The organism is Roseibium sp. MMSF_3247, from assembly GCF_030733765.1.
GTDB lineage: Bacteria > Pseudomonadota > Alphaproteobacteria > Rhizobiales > Stappiaceae > Roseibium.
In genome coordinates this window covers 523,670-542,673 of record NZ_JASHII010000004.1, presented here as the reverse complement: position 1 = coordinate 542,673, position 19,004 = coordinate 523,670, and the positions used below count along the sequence as shown (strand labels likewise).

The following is a 19,004-nucleotide window of genomic DNA, read 5'->3' as shown; positions in this document are numbered from 1 at the left end:
GTTAGTGTGGTCCTATCGCCTTGCCAAATCCTTTAAGCGGGCCATTAGTGGCCGAGTTTTGCCTTGCGCGCGGCGCGCAGATCCGCGAAATCTTCGCCCGCGTGGTGTGATGAGCGTGTCAGTGGGCTTGCAGAAACCTTCAGGAACCCCTTGGCATAAGCGATCCGCTCATAGCCCTTGAATTCTTCCGGCGTCACGAAGGACATCACCGGATGGTGCTTCTTCGATGGCTGCAGGTACTGACCGATCGTCAAGAAATCGACATCCGCTGCGCGCAAGTCGTCCATCAACTGGAGCACTTCGTTCCGCTCTTCACCCAAACCAACCATGATGCCGGACTTTGTGAACATTTCCGGATCCAACTCCTTCACCTTCTGAAGAAGGCGGATGGAATGGAAATACCGTGCCCCTGGTCGGACTTTTAAGTACTTGGACGGAACTGTCTCAAGATTGTGGTTGAAGACATCCGGGCGCGCTTCAACAACAATTTCCATGGCGCCATCCTTGCGCAGGAAATCTGGAGTGAGAACCTCGACGGTTGTCGATGGAGATGTCTTTCGGATGGCCTGAATGACATCTGCGAAATGCCGTGCGCCGCCATCGTCCAAATCATCCCGGTCGACGGATGTGACCACGACGTGTTCCAGGCCCATCGTCGCCACAGCGTCCGCAACACCCTGGGGCTCTTTCGGGTCGACCGGTCCTGGCATCCCTGTGCGCACGTTACAGAACGCGCAAGCGCGGGTACAGGTGTCACCCAAAATCATGAAAGACGCGTGCTTCTTCGACCAGCACTCGCCAATGTTGGGACAGCCGGCCTCTTCACACACAGTCACGAGGTTATTCTGCCGGACTGTGTTGTGCGTCTCTTTGTAGACGGGCGATGTCGGCGCCTTGACGCGGATCCATTTCGGCTTCCGCTGGACGGGATTATCCGGGCGATGTGCCTTTTCCGGGTGGCGCGGACGCGCTTCGGATGGGTCTTGCGGGCGATTGAGCGTGTCGACGATCGTAACCATGGGCCTTAAGTGTCGTTCTTTCTGTTAAAGATCAAGCCACAAAACTGTCATGCCTGCTAGCAAGTTGACGCAGGGCTGGTCAACGTATTGAGACGGTCCTTCGCGCGGTCAGTCAGCGGATGGGACCGGCGGCTTTCATTGTTCATCTGGACGATGACGGTGACAGCCTGTGCAACAGCCTTACTGTCCTGAAAGATTTTCTGATGCAGTTTGAAGGAAGACCTACCGACATCCTGCACCACAGTTCCAATCTGCACTTCGCCAGGCCAGTTGACTTCAGCCAGGAAATCCAGCTCCAACCTTGCGATGACAAAGGATGCTCCAGTGTCTGCTAAAGCTTCACCGTAGATGACTTCGGTCCGCCCAGTTTCCAGAAAGGTCGCGAAGACCGCATTGTTCACATGGCCTTGCCGGTCGGTGTCTGCATAGCGCAGCTTGTCTGAAGCGGTCATCGGAAAATCAGATATGCGAGCAAACGCTTCGGTCTTCATTCTTCTGTCTCAGTTGCAATCACGTAGATCGATGCCGAGACTTGTCCTTCAGGCGTCTCGACATCGATTGGAACGCGTTGATACCCGGCTCCCTCAAACGCGTCCAGCCGGTCCCAATGGTTGATTAGGTCAATTGAGACCAAAACATGGACCTCGATGCTATCGCCGTTCGGGTCGACAACAAGCCCTGGATACCCAAGGTCAGCACCCCACCCGGCCTCGATCAAACGTCCCCGGATCACCCCTGTGGTCCAGGTTCCCTCAACGTTTTCGACATGATGGTGATTCACCCGCCCTGGCGCGAGCGTTCCATATGTGGCGAGGCGATGGTCTGCTGCGAGCCGCACCATGGTTTATTTGAACACCTTCTTCCAGACGAACAGAAAAAGGATCGCGCCGATCACGGCGATGATCAACCGATCGAGCACGCCACCGGTGACATTCAGATTGAGGATGGAGGCTAGCTCACCGCCGATCAAAGCGCCGACCAGGCCAACAACAAGACTGCCCAGAAAACCGCCCCGACTGTTCAACACCCTATGGGCGACGGCGCCCGCAATCAGGCCGATAATGATTGTGATAATCAGCCCCATTGCGGGCACTCCTTAGAAATAATCAGGCGATCAAGCGCGCCAGCAGCACAATAACAACCGCGCCGATGGCTGCGACCACGATCTCGTTCACATATGCATTGCCAAGATCAATGTTGATGCCAACAAGCTTGAACAAAAAGCCACCAACAAACGCGCCAATCAAACCGGTGATCAAATACCGGATCAATCCTCCGCCGCCAACGACGACACTGGCCAGCCAACCGGCGATAATCCCGATCGCAACCCAAATCAAAATTGCTTTTACATCCATAACAAACGGCTCCTTATATGCCTGAACCCAGACAGCGCCACGTTAAACATTTCGCTGCCTGGGTCCAGATATGAATGCGCAGTTTCAATCAGGCGTTCAGGACGCGACCATAGGCATCGAGCACACTTTCCTTCATCATCTCGGACAAGGTCGGATGCGGGAAGATGGTGTGCATCAGGTCTTCTTCGGTTGTTTCCAGGTTCATCGCAACCACGAAACCCTGGATGAGTTCGGTGACTTCCGCGCCAACCATATGCGCCCCAAGCAGCTCGCCAGACTTCTTGTCAAAGATCACCTTGATCATGCCGGTGTCTTCACCAAGAGCGATGGCCTTGCCGTTGGCATTGAACTGGTACCGGCCAACCCGGATGTCGCGGCCTTGCTCCTTGGCTTTGGCTTCGGTCAGGCCGACGGAGGCAACCTGCGGATTGCAGTAAGTACAGCCCGGGATCTTGCCCTTGTCCATCGGATGGACGTTCGGTAGGCCCGCGATTTTTTCGATGCAGACGACGCCCTCATGTTCTGCCTTGTGCGCAAGCATCGGCGGACCGGCGACATCGCCAATAGCGTAAAGGCCCGGAACATTGGTCTTGCCGTAACCGTCGATGACGATACATCCGCGATCTGTTTTGACACCAAGCGTTTCAAGTCCAAGGTTCTCGATGTTGCCCTGAACACCGACTGCGGAAATCAGGCGGTCTGCCGTGATTTGCTGAACTTTGCCATCCTTCGTTTCCACATGCGCAGTGATGCTGTCGGCCGCTTTGTCGACCTTGGACACCTTCGCTTCGGTGATGATCTTCATGCCGCGCTTTTCAAGCATCTTGCGGGCAAACTTGGAGATCTCATCGTCCTCAACCGGCATGACATTCGGCATCAGTTCAACAACGGTCACATCCACACCCATGGAAAGGTAGAAGGACGCGAATTCGATTCCGATGGCGCCAGATCCCATAACGACCATGGACTTCGGCATCTTTTCTGGCTTCATCGCCTCGAAGTACGTCCAGATTAGCTTGCCATCCGGCTCAATACCCGGCAAAGCGCGCGGACGGGCCCCGGTCGCAACGATGATGTTCTTGGCGGTATAAGTCCCCTCACCCTTCGTGCCTTTCGGCGCCGGATGCTGCGGCTCGACCGCCGGCTTGGACGGCTTGCCGACAACGATCTCACCCGGCTTGGTGAGTTTCGCCTCCCCCCAGATGACATCGATCTTGTTCTTCTTCATCAAGAAACCGACGCCGCCATTCAGCCGTGCAGACACGCCGCGGGAACGCGCGACCACGTCTTTGACGTCCGCCGTCATCTTGCCTTCCAGCGTCAGGCCGAAGCTCTTGGCATGGTTGGCATGGTCCATCATTTCCGCAGAGCGCAGCAGCGCCTTGGTCGGAATACAGCCCCAGTTGAGGCAGATGCCGCCGAGGTGTTCACGCTCGACGATCGCAGTTTTCAGCCCGAGCTGCGCGGCCCGGATCGCGGTCACATAACCACCCGGCCCGGAGCCGATGATGATCACGTCATAATTGGTATCAGCCATGGTGTTTTCCCCGGCGAAAAGTAGAAACCTTGAAAAAAGCGCGGCAGAGACGCCGCGCTTTTGAGAGCCTGTCTTAGACGAGCATGCTCATCGGGTTTTCAATGTAGCCCTTGAAGGCTGCCAGCAACTCGGCACCGAGCGCCCCGTCCACACACCGGTGATCGGTGGAGAGCGTGACGGTCATGACGGTTGCAATGGCCAATGCGCCGTCCTTGACGATCGGGCGCTGTTCGCCAGCACCGACAGCCAGGATGGTGGCATGCGGCGGATTGACAACAGCCGAGAAGTTCTTGACGCCCATCATACCCATATTGGACACGGCCGTCGTGCCGCCCTGGTACTCCTGCGGCTGCAGTTTCTTGGACTTTGCTCGGGCGCCCATGTCCTTCATCTCGTTGGAGATGACCGACAGCGGCTTTTCTTCTGCCCGGCGAACGATCGGCGTGATCAAACCACCTGGGATCGACACGGCAACCCCTACGTCAGCGTGCTTGTGCTTGACCATGTTGTCATCGGTCCAAGACACGTTTGCGTCCGGAACGTCCCGCAGCGCGAGGGCCAGGGCCTTGATGGTCATGTCGTTGACCGACAGCTTATAGGAAGGTTTGCCGTCCTTGTCGGTTGCAGCTGCCCCATTCAACTGGGACCGCAGCGCCAGAAGCGCATCCAGCTGACAGTCCACCGACACATAGAAATGCGGTATGGTCTGTTTGGATTCGGTGAGGCGCTTGGCAATGGTCTTGCGCATGCCGTCGTGCGGAACGAGTTCGTAGGAGCCTTCTTCGAAGAGCTTCAGAACCTGATCCGAGGACGGACCTGCCGCTGGCGCAGCGGCTGCCTTCGGAGCTTCCGCGGCTGCTGGTGCAGCTGCTGCCTTGCCGGTTCCAGCTGCAACAGCGGCTTCAATGTCCTTCTTGACGATCCGGCCATGCGGGCCGGAACCCGACAGAGCCTTTAGATCAAGTCCATTGATCTGCGCCAAACGGCGCGCCAATGGCGAGGCGAAAATGCGTCCGCCGTCAGCGGCCTTTGGAGCCGGGATAGGATCCGTTGCAGCCTCAGCGCCAACCGGGATGACTTCCTTCGCCCCGCCATCTGCGGCAGGGGCCGGAGATGGAGTTGGCGCTGCAGGGGCTGCGCCACCCGAAGTGTCGATCGCGTTTGCGTCTTCGCCATCTTCCAAAAGAACGGCGATCAGGTCATTGACCTTTACGCCTTCCGTTCCGGCTTCAACGACGATCTTGCCGACCGTTCCTTCGTCCACGGCTTCCACTTCCATGGTTGCCTTATCGGTTTCGATTTCAGCGATGACGTCACCGGCTGAAACCGTGTCGCCTTCCTTGACCAGCCACTTGGCCAGGTTGCCCTCTTCCATCGTGGGAGAGAGAGCCGGCATGGTGATGTTAATTGGCATGTCCGATTCCCCCGCCTTAGGCCGTGTAGGTTACGGCTTTGACCGCGTCGATGACTTCGGCAACGCTCGGAAGCGCCAGCTTTTCCAGATTTGCGGCATACGGCATCGGAACATCCTTGCCGGTGACGCGCAGGATCGGCGCATCGAGATAATCGAACGCTTTTTCCTGAACCTGGAACGCAATCTCAGAAGACACAGAGCACATCGGGAAGGCTTCCTCGACAGTCACTACCCGTCCGGTCTTGCGAACCGAGGCAAGAACTGTGTCGATATCAAGCGGGCGGATCGTGCGGAGGTTGACCACCTCGGCCGAGATACCCATGCCCGCCAATTCTTCAGCGGCCTTCATGGTGTACGTCATGCCAATGCCCCAGGACACCAGTGTTACGTCCGTGCCACCGCGCTCAATCTTCGCTTTGCCGATCGGCAAGACAAAATCATCCATATCCGGGATATCGAACGAGTGACCGTAAAGGATCTCGTTTTCCAGGAAGATGACCGGGTTCGGATCACGGATCGCCGCTTTAAGCAGGCCCTTGGCGTCCGCTGCCGAATACGGCTGGATCACCTTCAAGCCCGGCACATGCGCATACCACGAAGCGTAGTCCTGAGAGTGTTGCGCACCAACGCGGGCGGCTGCCCCGTTCGGGCCCCGGAACACCATCGGCGCCCCCATCTGACCACCGGACATATAGAGCGTCTTGGCAGCGGAGTTGATGATCTGGTCAATCGCCTGCATGGCGAAGTTGAAGGTCATGAACTCTACGATCGGCTTGAGGCCTGCCATCGCCGCGCCGACACCCAAACCAGCAAAGCCGTGTTCGGTGATCGGGGTATCGATGACGCGTTTTGCGCCGAACTCGTCGAGGAGGCCTTGGGTGATCTTGTAGGCGCCCTGGTACTCTGCAACTTCCTCACCCATGACGAAAACATCGCCGTCGCGGCGCATTTCTTCCGCCATCGCATCGCGCAACGCTTCGCGGACTGTCGACGACTTCATGGACGTGCCGGCCGGGATCTCCGGATCTTCGGCAGTCTCTGGCGCCGGCGCCTGTGGGGTTGGCGCGGATGCAACGGCCGGTGACAGCGCAGCAGGTGCAGACGCGGCAGCATCGGCGGCGCTGGCATCTTCACCCTCGCCCAGCAGGATCGCGATCTTTTCGTTCACCTTGACGTTGTCGGTGCCCTCGGCAACCAGGATCTTGCCAAGTGTGCCCTCATCCACGGCTTCCACTTCCATGGTTGCCTTGTCAGTCTCGATTTCGGCGATCACATCGCCTGCGGAAACTGTATCGCCCTCGGCCTTCAGCCACTTGGCGAGTTTCCCCTCTTCCATTGTCGGCGAAAGCGCCGGCATCAAAATGTCGATCGGCATAATGTCCCCCGGCCTTAAAGCAAAATGTCGGTGTAGAGTTCAGACGCGTCCGGCTCCGGATCGGTCTGTGCAAATTCGGCGGCTTCCGCGACGCGCGCACGGATATCCTTGTCGATCGCCTTGAGATCGTCTTCGGTGGCCCACTTGTTGTCGAGCAGACGCTTGCGGACCTGTTCGATCGGATCGTGCTCGGTCCGCATCTTTTGAACTTCATCCTTCGACCGGTATTTCGCCGGATCAGACATGGAGTGTCCGCGGTAACGGTATGTCACCATTTCTAGGATGTACGGGCCTTTGCCGTCACGGCACCATTCAAGCGCCTTTTTGGAGGCGGCCATCACGGCGCGCACATCCATGCCGTCGACTTTTTCGCCCGGAATATTGAAGGACGCACCGCGCTGCGACAGGTCTGTCATGGAGGATGAGCGCTCAACGCTGGTGCCCATGCCGTATTTGTTGTTCTCGATCACGTAAATGACCGGCAGCTTCCAGAGCTCGGCCATGTTGAAGCTCTCGTAAACCTGACCCTGGTTGGAGGCGCCGTCACCGAAGAAGGTCATGCAGACATTACCGTTTTCACGGTATTTGTTGGCAAAGCCGAGACCGGTTCCAAGCGACACCTGCGCACCGACGATCCCGTGGCCACCATAGAAGTGCTTTTCCTTGGAGAACATGTGCATGGAACCGCCCTTGCCTTTCGACAAGCCGCCGCGGCGTCCGGTGAGCTCGGCCATGACGCCTTTCGGGTCGAGATCCATCGCAAGCATGTGACCATGATCCCGGTAGGCCGTGATCATCTGATCGCCATCGATCTTGGCCATCTGCATGCCGACGACAACCGCTTCCTGGCCGATGTAAAGGTGACAGAAACCACCGATGAGGCCCATGCCGTAAAGCTGTCCGGCCTTTTCTTCAAAACGGCGGATCAGAAGCATTTCGCGGTAGGCGTGAAGTTCCTCTTCCTTGGTGAACTCGGCGATCGCAGGTTCGGCCTTTTTGGCGGAACTGCGGGTCCGGCTGGTGCCGGCGCTGGTCTTTTTCGCTGCTGCCATTTCCCTCAACTCGGTGTGACGTTTCCCCTAAGACAGGTTACAGAAACGTATCCCGGATGAAAGGGCAATCCAACATGGCAATCTCGCAGTGCGATGAGGTGCTATATCTATGATTTATTGGAATTATTTTTTGAATAACCAAATATTGGTTAAGTCTCAGAATTCAACTGATTTTTGGTTTATTGCGCCACAGCTTGCGGTTTCAGCACGACCAGCTCATCTGGATGCACCAGATTAAGGTAGAGCCGGGCTCGCTCATCCAGCATGTCCGGATCGAGGCTTTCCGGCCGCAGCAGACCGACCCGGGCTGCAAGTTCCTGGCGCTCGGCGACAAGAAGCTGCAATTCGCCCTCAAGTTCGGCAACCTGGCGCTCGATCATGGCACGGCCGACCACACCCAATTCACCATTCATGGCATGAAAGCCGAAATAGCCTAGCGCTGCAATAGCAAGCGCAGGGGTGATCAGACGGCGCAGGAAGGATTGTTTTCGCTGACGTGTGGCTGCTCGGGGCACTCTTGGGACCTTGAACGCTAAAACTGGTGGCCTCTTTGTTCGGCTACTATGGCGATTCAGACTTAATAGAGTCTTGATGCAGTTCTTAAACTTGCAACCATCCCCGGTTCCTGAAGAATGGAACTATGAGAGACGATCACAAAGAACGCGCGACTATGGTGGATCGGCAAATTCGTTCGCGCGGCATATCTGATGCAGCGGTCCTAGCGGCTATGTTAAAGGTCCCGAGGGATCTGTTTGTGCCGATTGAAAGTCGTCACCGCGCCTATGAGGATCACCCGCTTCCAATCGGATTGGGGCAGACGATTTCTCAACCATATGTCGTCGCTCTGATGTGTGAGCCCCTAAAAGTCGAAGCAAGGTCGCGCGTTCTCGATATCGGTACGGGCTCGGGATACGCAGCCGCCGTGATGGCCGAGATGGGCGCGAAGGTCATTGGTATCGAACGCAAGTCTGAGCTTGCGGAGTTTGCAAAGACCAATCTGATCCGCGCAGGTTATCCGACAGTCGAAATCCATTGCGGCGACGGCACCCTTGGATATCCGCAAGCAGCCCCCTTCGACGCCATCATGGTCGCAGCCGGCAGCCCGGCCCTGCCCGGCACTCTCAAAAACCAGCTTACGATCGGGGGGCGGCTGGTGATCCCAATCGGTCCGTCCCGCCACCATCAACACCTGTTGCGGATCACGCGGCAGTCCGAGACGGATTTCTCATCCGAAACACTGGGCGAAGTCACTTTCGTGCCACTGATCGGCGAAGAAGGTTGGGACGACGTTTCATAACGCAGCAGGCTTTAAATCGCCTTAGGTCAGTGCACCAACGGCCGATCCAACGCGTTGTCAATGCTCTGTTTCACGAGCATCTTGTGCGCCGGCAGGATAGCCGCGAGATAGGCATAGCCGAATAGATTGTGCCGCTTGCAGCACGTTGAAACGAAAACCTTTGGGTCTGGTTTCACCTGCCTAAAAACTGAAAGTCGGAAATCCTGATGCCAGTCGTCCTCGCCAAGAAGAATTTCGTTCTCCCGCACTTCATAGACTTTGAAGAACGCGATCCGGTCTCCCGACCCAACTTCATTGAGCGGTTTCAGCGGTGCTTCGCTCGCCAAATCGTCGGTGGACTTGAGATTTACCGTTTTCGCAAGCCGATCACGAAGCTTCAACAAACCCTGCGCCCAGGGCATATCGATCGTGGTCATGTGCTTGGCAAGAACCCGGATATCGCACTCGATAAGATCCGGGCGTCCAGTCAAATCCCCGCTGTAGACGTCCATGAAGTCTTTTGAGGCGTGATAGGCGTTAAGGTGACTGTCCAAGGGAAGGCTGGCGGCGGCACTCATCTGACGAACTCCGCTTGAAGTTGTTGAGGCTGCGACCATATCAGCTCTTCAGAAGAACGCTGCGGACATAGTGCCGCAATATCCGTTTTCTCAAGCCGCTGCTAGGCGTGCCAGTTTGGTCAGGATCGTGGCTGTGCCCTTTAAACGTTTGTCGGTGTTTTCCCAGTCGCGGGTCAGAACCACTTTCTGATCCGGCCTGATCTTGGCAAGCACACCCTGCTCCGCGATGTAGGACACAAGGCCTGCCGGGTTCGCGAACTCACTGTTGCGGAAGGACACAACGACGCCTTTCGGACCAGCATCCACTTTCTCGACATTTGCCTTGCGGCACAGTCCCTTGATGTAGACGATCTTGAGGAGATGCTGGACCTCTTCCGGCATCGGGCCGAAGCGGTCGATCAGTTCAGCGCCAAAGGCGTCGATCTCTTGCGCTTCGGTCACATCACCAAGACGCCGGTAAAGCTGCAAGCGCAGCTGCAAATCGCCGACGTAGTCTTCCGGGATCAGGACGGGCGTTCCGATGTTGATTTGCGGCGACCACTGTTCCTCGCCGAAATCCGCGCCGCCGTCTTTCAGCTTGGCAACCGCCTCTTCCAGCATCTGCTGATAGAGCTCGAAGCCGACCTCCTTGATGTGCCCGGATTGTTCATCGCCCAGAAGATTACCCGCTCCACGAATGTCCAGATCATGGCTGGCCAGCTGGAACCCGGCACCGAGCGTTTCCAGGGATTGCAGGACTTTCAGGCGCCGTTCGGCGGTGGGCGTCAGCGTCTTGTTCGCCGGAACGGTAAAGAGCGCATAGGCGCGCGTTTTCGACCGGCCAACCCGACCGCGCAGCTGGTAAAGCTGGGCAAGCCCGAACATGTCGGCACGGTGCACGATCAGCGTGTTTGCGGTCGGAATATCAAGACCGGATTCCACGATCGTCGTCGATAGCAAAACATTGTATTTGCCCTCATAGAAGGCGTTCATGACGTCTTCCAGCTCACCCGGCGGCATTTGCCCATGCGCAACAGCGACCTTCAGCTCCGGGACGGCTTCTTCCAGGAAGTCCTTGCGCTCGGCAATGTCCGAGAGACGCGGACAAACGTAAAAGCTCTGGCCGCCGCGATAGTGTTCCCGCAGCAAGGCTTCGCGGACCACCAGCGGATCGAACGGAGAGACGAAAGTCCGGACTGCCAGCCGGTCTACGGGCGGCGTTGCGATCAGCGACAGCTCCCGCACGCCGGTCAAAGCCAGCTGCAGGGTGCGCGGGATCGGCGTTGCGGACAGGGTCAGAACGTGGATGTCCGACTTCAGCTCCTTCAGCCGTTCCTTGTGCTTCACCCCGAAGTGCTGCTCTTCATCGATGATCAGCAGTCCAAGATCACGAAACTGGATGGATTTTCCAAGCAGTGCATGGGTGCCGACAACGATGTCGACGGATCCATCGGCGATGCCCTTCTTGGTCTGGGTCAGCTGTTTGGTGGGCACAAGGCGCGAGGCATGGGCGACATTGATCGGCAGCCCGTGAAAGCGCTCCGAAAACGTCTTGAAGTGCTGCCGGGCAAGCAGTGTGGTTGGCACAACAACAGCGACCTGCCGGCCGGACATGGCGGCAAGGAACGCGGCGCGCAGCGCCACTTCCGTCTTGCCGAACCCGACATCACCGCACACAAGCCGATCCATCGGCCGCCCGGAGGCCAGATCCTCAAAGACGGAGTCAATGGCGTTCAGCTGATCGTCCGTTTCCTCGTAAGGGAACTTGGTGGCGAATTCGTCGTAGACCCCTTCCGGCGTTTCCACCACCGGTGCCGTCTTAAGTGCCCGCTCCGCCGCCGTCTTGATCAACCCGTCGGCGATCTCGAGGATGCGTTTCTTGAGCTTGGCCTTGCGCGCCTGCCAAGCCCCACCACCGAGCTTGTCGAGCTGCGCTTCCTGATCCTCAGAGCCGTAGCGGGACAGAAGCTCGATGTTTTCAACCGGCAGATAGAGCTTGTCTCCGCCAGCATATTGCAATTCCAGGCAGTCGTGCGGCGCGCCGATCGCCTCAACGGTCTTGAGACCGATGAACCGTCCGATACCGTGCTCCACATGAACCACGAGATCACCTTCCGACAATCCGGTCGCCTCGGTGATGACATTGGCGCCCTTGGACTTGCGGCGGGATTTGCGCACAAGCCGGTCACCCAGAATGTCCTGCTCTCCGATAAGTGCGATATCAGAGAGTTCGAACCCGTGCTCGATGCCCAGAACACACAGTGCAGAGGTTTTGGCTGGAAGCTTTTCAGTTTCGTCCAGCGTCTCGACATTTTGAACCGCGCCGAGACCGTGATCACCGAGGATCTGACCGAGACGGTCCCGAGACCCGTCCGACCAGCAGGCGATGACAGTGCGCTTGCCACTTTTTTGAAGCTCTCGGACATGGGTCGTCAGAGCGTCAAAAATATTGACGTCACCGGCCGTCCGCTCTGCTGCAAAACTCCGCCCCTGGCGGCCGCCAAGTTCGATCACCGTCTTGCCGCTGCCCGGCGGCGGCGTGAACGGATCAAGCGTTGCCGTCGCCCGGTCCGCAAGCGCTGCCATCCATTCGTCCTGGGTGAAATACAGCTTTTCTGGTGGCACAGGCATGTAAGGCACTGTGCCGGCACCCGATCCCATCTCGCGGGCTTCCTCACGGGCCTTGTAGTGTTCAGCAACCTGGTCAAGCCGCTCACGCACGGCATCCGCGCTGCTGGCATCCAGCACGACCGGAGTATCGCCAATGAAATCAAACAGCGTTTCCAGCTTGTCATGAAACAAAGGCAACCAGTGTTCCATTCCCGCATAACGGCGCCCGTCACTGATGGACTGGTAGAGCACATCGTCGCGGCTCGCGGCGCCAAAGCTTGCCAGATAGGAGCGGCGGAACCGGGAGATGCTTTCCTCAGACAGAACCACCTCGCTCATCGGGACGAGATCGAGGCGTTTCAGCTGTTTGGAGGTCCGCTGGGTTTCCGGATTGAAAGAGCGGATTGATTCGAGTGTGTCGCCAAAGAAATCAAGCCGGACCGGTTCTTCTTCACCGGGCGCAAAAAGATCGACAATACCGCCGCGCACCGCGTATTCGCCGGTTTCGCGCACGGTTGGCGTGCGGGAGAATCCATTCATCTCCAGCCATTTGGAAATCGCGGCCATGTCGACCTGATTGCCCGGTGCCATGGACAAGGTCTGCTCGGCCATGAACGCCCGTTCCGGGATCCGCTGAACGGCAGCATTCAAGGTGGTGACGAGAAGAACTTTCCGCCCCTCCTCGATCCCGCGCGCGAGCTGGCCAAGCGCCAGAAGACGGCGTGCACTGATCGCCGGATTGGGTGAAACACGGTCATAGGGCAGACAGTCCCAGGCCGGCAGCTGAATGATCTCGGCTGCTGGATCAAAGTACCCGAGCGCCTCGCTGATCATCGCCATGCGCGTTGCGTCCCGGGCGACAAATACCAGCGCCAGCCCATGGGCGGGTGTTTCTGCCAGCAAGCGCGCGAGCGCATAGCTTTCCGCACCATCGGGCACGCCAGCCAATGTCACATTGGCCTGGTCCTTCAACAGGCTGTCGAACACGAAAACCGTCCTTTTATTCTTATTTTACAAAGCCGGCCGGTCCAGCGGCTTCATGATAGGCAATGATCCGGCGGTAGAGCGGGCCGTCCCATTCTGCCGGCAACGGCTTGCGACCCGTCATCCAGGCATAAAGATCCTGATCGTGCGCGGTCAGAAGATGCTCCAGCTCACGCAGCTCGTCTTCATTGAGGTCATCAATCTTGGCGTTGGCAAACCCGCCAAGCAGAAGATCCATTTCCTTCATGCCCCGGTGCCAGCAACGAAACAGGATCTTCTTGCGCCGCGCATCCCGGCTGCCAGTTTCATTGTCATTGGTCGCACTCGGATGATCGGACATGGATAACCTTCGGATCTGGAACCAGAAGAAAAGACAGACGCATGGCCTGTCACCTTACCGGATCAAATGAAAACTGGCGACTATATAGCGCCCAACTTGCGGGATGTCAGCGGCCAAGTTCACAGAATGTTCCAATTGTTGCACTGAGGCCAATCTTCATGGCAGAACAGGGCCCGCCCGCTTCGCCGCCGTCTGACAAAGGTACGACACCTTCCATGCGTCCCCCGGTCCTTGATCCGCTGTTTGCTCCCGTCTCCACGCTGCCCGGGATCGGTCCGAAAATCGCCAAACTGGTCGCGGGACTGGTCGGCGGTCAGCCGGACCGGGAGGCGACGGTAGCCGATCTGTTGTTTCACATTCCGCACAGCCTGATCGACCGGCGGCATAAACCGGGAATCGCCTATTCGGAAAACGGCGACATTGTCACGCTGGATGTCACCATCGGGCGGCATTCTGCTCCGCCGCGGCATTCCAAGGCGCCTTACCGCATTTCCGCCTATGACGAGTCAGGCCAGATCACTTTCGTCTTTTTCCATTCCCGTCAGGACTGGCTTCTAAAAACCTTTCCGGAAGGCGAACGCCGGATCGTTTCCGGCAAGGTGGAGTGGTTCAATGACCGGCCTCAGATGGTGCATCCGGATTACTCGGTCTCTCCGGAGGAAGCCGATCAAATGCCGCCGATCGAGCCGATCTATCCGCTAACCGCTGGCCTTGCCTCCAAGACGCTGCAAAAAGCCATGAAAGCGGCGTGCGAAAAAATCCCGCATTTGCCGGAGTGGCTGAATGAGCCGTATCTCCACCAAACCGGATGGCCGGATTTCGCCGAAGCGCTAAAGACCCTGCATGCCCCGAAAGAACGGCAGGATGTCGAGCCGCAATCCCCATACATGCAGCGGGTCGCCTATGACGAACTGCTCGCCAGTCAGCTCGCGCTTGCGCTGGTGCGGGCCAACATGCGCACGCTCGGGGGGATTGAACGCAAACCGGACGGCAGATTGCAGGCGGCCGTCATCAACGCCCTGCCCTTTGAGCTGACCGACAGCCAGAAAGAGGCGATCAAGGACATCAATGCGGATCTCGCCCAACCCACCCGCATGCTGCGTCTTCTGCAGGGCGATGTTGGAGCCGGTAAAACTGTTGTTGCGCTGGCAACCTTGGCCCAAGTGATCCAGACCGGCGCCCAGGGCGGCCTCATGGCACCGACCGAAATCCTGGCCCGTCAGCATTATGCGTCCATGGCACCGATTTGCGAGAAGGCCGGGATCCGGCTGGCGCTCATGACCGGAAAGGACACGCAAAAGGAACGTCGCCTGCTTCAGGAAAAGCTGGATGCGGGCGAGATCGACTTGGTGGTTGGCACACACGCGTTGTTCCAAGGCTCAGTGACGTTCAAGGACCTCGGGATGGTGGTGGTCGACGAACAGCACCGGTTCGGTGTGCACCAGCGTCTGGCGCTGTCCTCAAAGGGACGGGGCGTCGATGTGCTGGTCATGACAGCGACCCCAATTCCGCGCACACTCGTTCTGACATGCTTCGGCGACATGGATGTCTCCAAACTTCTCGGCAAGCCGGCTGGGCGAAAGCCGATCAAGACCGTGTCCGTATCACTGGACCGGCTCGATGAGATCATCGGACGCGTGGGCGCTGCGACCCGGGAGGGCCAGAAGGTCTATTGGGTGTGCCCGCTGGTCGAGGAATCAGAAAAAATTGATCTGGCGGCCGTGGAAGACCGGCACCGGGTCTTGGAACATGCGCTTGGCCAACGGGTCTCGCTGGTGCATGGGCGGATGAGCGCGGACGAAAAAGACGCGGCGATGAACGATTTCAAATCCGGCCGCACCCGGGTTCTCGTCGCCACTACCGTGATCGAGGTCGGCGTTGATGTTCCAGATGCCACGATCATCGTCATCGAACATGCCGAGCGTTTTGGTCTCGCCCAGCTTCACCAGCTGCGCGGCCGGGTCGGTCGCGGCGACAAGCCGTCCTCTTGTGTGTTGCTTTACAAGGGGCCGCTCGGGGAAACTGCCGGTGCGCGTCTCAACATCATGCGCGAGACCAACGATGGCTTTCTGATCGCGGAAGAAGATCTGCGTCTGCGCGGCGGCGGGGAAATTCTCGGCACCCGTCAATCGGGGACACCGGGTTTCCGGATTGCCCGGGCGGAGGACCATGCCGATTTGATGGAAGTTGCCCGCGACGATGCGCGGCTCATTCTTGAAACGGATCCGGAACTGAAATCAAAACGCGGCGAGGCGCTGCGCTGCCTGCTCTATCTCTTCGGCCGCGATGCCGCGATCCAATTGCTGCGGGCGGGTTAACCGGAGACAAGTCTTCCTATCTCACGCGCATTCATCTGGTCCAACTGGTCCAGAATTGACCAGATGTCAGCGCCTTCTTGACCGAGGCAAGCCTGCGCCTTGCACCGTAATTTGCCTTCCAGGGTTTCCATTGGCAGCGGCGCTGCGAGATCAAAGGAGACTGGACGGGTTTCACCGGATTTCAGCGTCAAAACACCTTCGGCTTGGAGATCAGTCAGAGCATCATCACCGATCACCGAAACCTTTTCCGCAAAAGCTGAGAGCTCCGCGTCTTGAGAAAGGTCATCTGTATAGAGGCTAGGAGCGCCGGTCGCATCAGCGCGCAGGGTCATGCCGGCAAGCCAGGCGTAACTGAACTTGACCTCAAGCCCCGTGCGCGGCTGCTTGATGTCACAAACCTTCAGCCACCGCGGATTGGTTCTCAATACAAATTCAGTAACATCGTCAAAGGTTACGCCAGTTTCCTTTGCCAACAACACCGCCTCGATCATGGCATGCAATCCATGACAACAGGCATGAAGTTTGTATTTGTTGTCCGCAAACAACAGCTTTCCGCCCGCAAGGCCGTCCCAGTCCGCAGTTTCCAGCGGCAACCCGGCGTGATGCGTTTCCGCAAATCCTTGCGGTCCCATCAAGCCGTCATCGCAAGACGTCAGGCCGAGCGCTGCCAATTGCGCACATTCCACACCGTTGGACACGGCAATACCCGCATTATAGGGCTTGCCCATGGTGCCGAACTGCGATTTCAGGCCGGAAGCGCGGGTCGCGCACAGGCCAATGGCCGCCCGCATCTGCTCCGGTGACAGGCCATAAAGGCGCCCGGCGGAAATCGTTGCGCCAAAAGCTCCGGCGGTCGCGGTCTGATGAAACCCGGTGTTGTAGTGGCGCGCGCCCAAAACAAGACCGATGCGGATCGCCACCTCCGCACCAATGGTAAAGGCCGCGATCATATCTGCAGCGCTGGCATCGACCTCTTCTGCGGCCGCCAAGGCTGCCGGAAAAATCCCGACGGACAGATGACCCACATGGGCGAAATGGGTGTCGTCATAATCGAGCGCATGGCTTGCAGCGCCATTGACGAGCGCGGCCATTCTTGGCGGCATCTTGGGACCGCCAAATGTAGAGGACGCTGCAACACCCCCTTCGCTGGTGCCAAACGCGCGGAGTTTTTGCGCCACCGGTTCTTCCACCCCGGCCCTGCCGCAAACCAACCAATCCAGCAGGGAGAACTTCGCCAACTGGACTGACGATGCCGGCAAACCGGCAGAAGGCTGCGCTGAGAAGGCAATCAGGTCATCAACAAAGGGCATTCGATACTGTCCGGGAGGAACATAAAGCGGGTCCTCACCCTAGCCGAATGGCATACCTCTTGGAAAGCTCTCGGAGTGTTGGCCGGTGTCTGTTCCGGAATAGCCGTAGAGACTGGTCTCTTAGACTTTTTCGACCTTTTTCAAACGCTCCGCCTGTTTCGGATCGACCACCAGGTCTTCCACATATTCGGGATAATCCGGGCTCACAAGCCCGGCCGAAATGACCAGCTTGGCAGCATCTTCAACGCTCATGTTCAGTTCGATGACATCTTCCTTGGGAACGAACAGCAAGAAACCGGATGTCGGGTTTGGCGTTGTGGGCAGGAAAACAGAGACGGTATCTGCCATGTTCTTCAGCTGTGAGGAGACTTCGCCCTTGGTGTCTGTGGAGATAAACACAATCGCCCACAGGCCCTTCCGTGGATATTCAATCAAGGCAGCCTTGTTGAAACTCGTCCCACGCTGATCAAGTACCGTCTGAAATATTTGTTTTAAGCCACTGTAAATATTGCGAACAAGAGGCATTCTATCGACGAGGCGTTCGCCGAAAGAGATCAAACTGCGGCCCAGGAAATTGGCTGCCAGGAACCCCACGATCGTCAGAACAACCACTGCAACGATCAGACCGAAACCAGGTATCGAGAAGGGCAGATAGGTCTCCGGATTGTAGACCCGCGGGACAAAGGGTTTGACCCAGCTGTCGACCCACTTGATGAACGTCCAGGTCAGCCACAACGTGATGCCGATCGGGCCGGTGATCACGAGACCTGTCAGAAAATAGTTCCGGACACGCGTTGCGGCATTAGGGCGGTGGGCTACCAAATGCTCATCATCTGCATTATGTTTGTGCTTGCTCATGAGCGGAACCTGAACATCGTTTGTGAGTTTCCATTTTGCATCCAGCCACCAGCTAGATAAGTATCTTTATCGCAGCGCGGTATCCTGCGCTTGAATTAATTTTCGGCTTTGACCGCAGTTTCTGCCGGAATCGGAGGCACGATTGCACCGCACCACGTTCATCATACTCGGACTGGCTTGCGTCGCGGTGGGCATCGTTGGGGCGTTCTTGCCGATTCTGCCCAGCACGATTTTCTTCATTCTTGCAGCCGCTTGTTTTGCAAGATCCTCCCCACGGCTGGAAAAAAAGATCCTCGATCATCCAGTCTTCGGACCGCCGGTCATTTCCTGGCGCGAACACGGCGCCATCCCCTTGAATGCCAAACTCTATGCCATAGCTGGAATGTGCTTTGGGTACGCTCTGTTTTATTGGGGCACTGCACCACAACTCTGGCTCGCAGCTATAGTCGCGGTGGGTATGATCGGATGCGCGATCTATGTTGTGTCCCGTCCGTCTGGCCCAGCTCCCAAGGACCAGGGCGCGGACTCGATGTAACGCTCATCGCGAGCCATCGGCGTGCATCAGTCGTCCGGAATCAGACGCTTTCCGAAGGCTGCCGACGTTTCAAGCGCATAATCCATGTCCCCATAGAACCTGTGCACGGCGTCGTTGTCTTTACGTACGAACAAATTGATCTTAGGGCAGCCAAGGCCGGTCAGATAGTCTTCGCACTGCTGCATGAGTTTGCGTCCATATCCGCCGCCTTGGTGTGCGGGATCGACACTCAAATAATAAACCGCGCCACGATGGCCATCGTAACCGGTCATCACCGAGCCAATGACTGTCTGGTCCTTGATCAACACAAACAAACGGCTGGCGTCCACACTGAGACACCGGTCAATGTCCTTCTCCGGATCATTCCAAGCGCGCACCAGACCGCATTTTTTCCAAAGCGCGATGACATCCTGGCGGTGCTGTTCCTCAAACAGAACGATGACTGACTTATCCGCATCCGGCAT

General features: G+C 57.6%; 19 protein-coding genes. 3 read left to right on the top strand and 16 right to left on the bottom strand.

The genetic code is table 11. The features are described from left to right. Positions 1-44: 44 nt before the first annotated feature. The 10 genes from lipA to RBB44_RS16390 form a co-directional block, all read right to left on the bottom strand. Positions 45-1,019, bottom strand: coding sequence for a lipoyl synthase (gene lipA, locus RBB44_RS16435; RefSeq protein WP_133947331.1), 975 nt, complete (start codon positions 1,017-1,019; stop codon positions 45-47). Between the two features lie 56 nt (positions 1,020-1,075). Further along, a complete protein-coding gene (locus RBB44_RS16430; protein ID WP_133947329.1) occupies positions 1,076-1,510 on the bottom strand; it encodes a thioesterase family protein in 435 nt (144 codons plus the stop codon). Next, entirely contained in the window at positions 1,507-1,860 is a 354-nt protein-coding gene (locus RBB44_RS16425; RefSeq protein ID WP_306148732.1) for a gamma-glutamylcyclotransferase, read from the bottom strand. The genes RBB44_RS16430 and RBB44_RS16425 overlap by 4 nt, the downstream gene beginning before the upstream one ends. Before the next feature lie 3 nt (positions 1,861-1,863). Continuing rightward, entirely contained in the window at positions 1,864-2,103 is a 240-nt protein-coding gene (locus RBB44_RS16420; protein ID WP_133947325.1) for a GlsB/YeaQ/YmgE family stress response membrane protein, read from the bottom strand. Positions 2,104-2,125: 22 nt separating this feature from the next. Further along, a complete protein-coding gene (locus RBB44_RS16415) occupies positions 2,126-2,374 on the bottom strand; it encodes a GlsB/YeaQ/YmgE family stress response membrane protein (protein WP_133947323.1) in 249 nt (82 codons plus the stop codon). Between the two features lie 88 nt (positions 2,375-2,462). Beyond that, entirely contained in the window at positions 2,463-3,911 is a 1,449-nt protein-coding gene (lpdA, locus tag RBB44_RS16410) for a dihydrolipoyl dehydrogenase (RefSeq protein ID WP_306148731.1), read from the bottom strand. 73 nt (positions 3,912-3,984) lie between these two features. Continuing rightward, complete coding sequence (locus RBB44_RS16405) at positions 3,985-5,286, bottom strand: pyruvate dehydrogenase complex dihydrolipoamide acetyltransferase (protein ID WP_371932273.1); 1,302 nt, start codon at positions 5,284-5,286, stop codon at positions 3,985-3,987. 55 nt (positions 5,287-5,341) lie between these two features. After that, positions 5,342-6,700 carry a pyruvate dehydrogenase complex E1 component subunit beta gene (locus tag RBB44_RS16400; protein ID WP_306148729.1) on the bottom strand — a complete coding sequence of 453 codons (1,359 nt, stop codon included), beginning with the start codon at positions 6,698-6,700 and terminating at the stop codon, positions 5,342-5,344. Between the two features lie 14 nt (positions 6,701-6,714). Further along, positions 6,715-7,752 carry a pyruvate dehydrogenase (acetyl-transferring) E1 component subunit alpha gene (pdhA, locus tag RBB44_RS16395; protein ID WP_209175528.1) on the bottom strand — a complete coding sequence of 346 codons (1,038 nt, stop codon included), beginning with the start codon at positions 7,750-7,752 and terminating at the stop codon, positions 6,715-6,717. Positions 7,753-7,931: 179 nt separating this feature from the next. Then, positions 7,932-8,267, bottom strand: a complete 336-nt coding sequence (locus RBB44_RS16390; protein WP_306148728.1) for a septum formation initiator family protein — start codon at positions 8,265-8,267, stop codon at positions 7,932-7,934. A 125-nt stretch (positions 8,268-8,392) separates the two neighbouring features. On the opposite strand from RBB44_RS16390, the gene RBB44_RS16385 reads away from it, so the two are divergent. Next, positions 8,393-9,049 carry a protein-L-isoaspartate(D-aspartate) O-methyltransferase gene (locus RBB44_RS16385; protein ID WP_306148727.1) on the top strand — a complete coding sequence of 219 codons (657 nt, stop codon included), beginning with the start codon at positions 8,393-8,395 and terminating at the stop codon, positions 9,047-9,049. A 26-nt stretch (positions 9,050-9,075) separates the two neighbouring features. Here RBB44_RS16385 and RBB44_RS16380 read toward each other — a convergent pair whose 3' ends face one another. From RBB44_RS16380 to RBB44_RS16370, 3 genes are all read right to left on the bottom strand, one after another. Beyond that, positions 9,076-9,606 (bottom strand): DUF2867 domain-containing protein, encoded by a 531-nt coding sequence (locus RBB44_RS16380; protein WP_306148726.1) that lies wholly within the window; start codon positions 9,604-9,606, stop codon positions 9,076-9,078. Between the two features lie 90 nt (positions 9,607-9,696). Beyond that, the gene (gene mfd, locus RBB44_RS16375) at positions 9,697-13,182 is read right to left on the bottom strand and encodes a transcription-repair coupling factor (protein WP_306148725.1); all 3,486 of its coding nucleotides are present in this window, start codon (positions 13,180-13,182) and stop codon (positions 9,697-9,699) included. Between the two features lie 19 nt (positions 13,183-13,201). Further along, the gene (locus RBB44_RS16370) at positions 13,202-13,519 is read right to left on the bottom strand and encodes a succinate dehydrogenase assembly factor 2 (RefSeq protein ID WP_306148724.1); all 318 of its coding nucleotides are present in this window, start codon (positions 13,517-13,519) and stop codon (positions 13,202-13,204) included. A gap of 215 nt (positions 13,520-13,734) precedes the next feature. Between RBB44_RS16370 and recG the strand changes: the two genes are divergently transcribed. Further along, positions 13,735-15,837 carry an ATP-dependent DNA helicase RecG gene (gene recG, locus RBB44_RS16365; protein ID WP_306148783.1) on the top strand — a complete coding sequence of 701 codons (2,103 nt, stop codon included), beginning with the start codon at positions 13,735-13,737 and terminating at the stop codon, positions 15,835-15,837. Here the strand turns inward: recG and RBB44_RS16360 are convergent. After that, on the bottom strand, positions 15,834-17,147 hold the full coding sequence (locus tag RBB44_RS16360; RefSeq protein ID WP_306148723.1) for an MmgE/PrpD family protein: 1,314 nt from the start codon (positions 17,145-17,147) through the stop codon (positions 15,834-15,836). The two genes, recG and RBB44_RS16360, sit on opposite strands and share 4 nt — an antisense overlap. Before the next feature lie 120 nt (positions 17,148-17,267). After that, positions 17,268-18,005, bottom strand: a complete 738-nt coding sequence (locus RBB44_RS16355; RefSeq protein WP_208326669.1) for a DUF502 domain-containing protein — start codon at positions 18,003-18,005, stop codon at positions 17,268-17,270. A 142-nt stretch (positions 18,006-18,147) separates the two neighbouring features. Between RBB44_RS16355 and RBB44_RS16350 the strand changes: the two genes are divergently transcribed. Then, a complete protein-coding gene (locus RBB44_RS16350; protein WP_286189874.1) occupies positions 18,148-18,540 on the top strand; it encodes a YbaN family protein in 393 nt (130 codons plus the stop codon). 26 nt (positions 18,541-18,566) lie between these two features. Here the strand turns inward: RBB44_RS16350 and RBB44_RS16345 are convergent, their stop codons facing one another. Further along, complete coding sequence (locus RBB44_RS16345; RefSeq protein ID WP_306148722.1) at positions 18,567-19,004, bottom strand: GNAT family acetyltransferase; 438 nt, start codon at positions 19,002-19,004, stop codon at positions 18,567-18,569.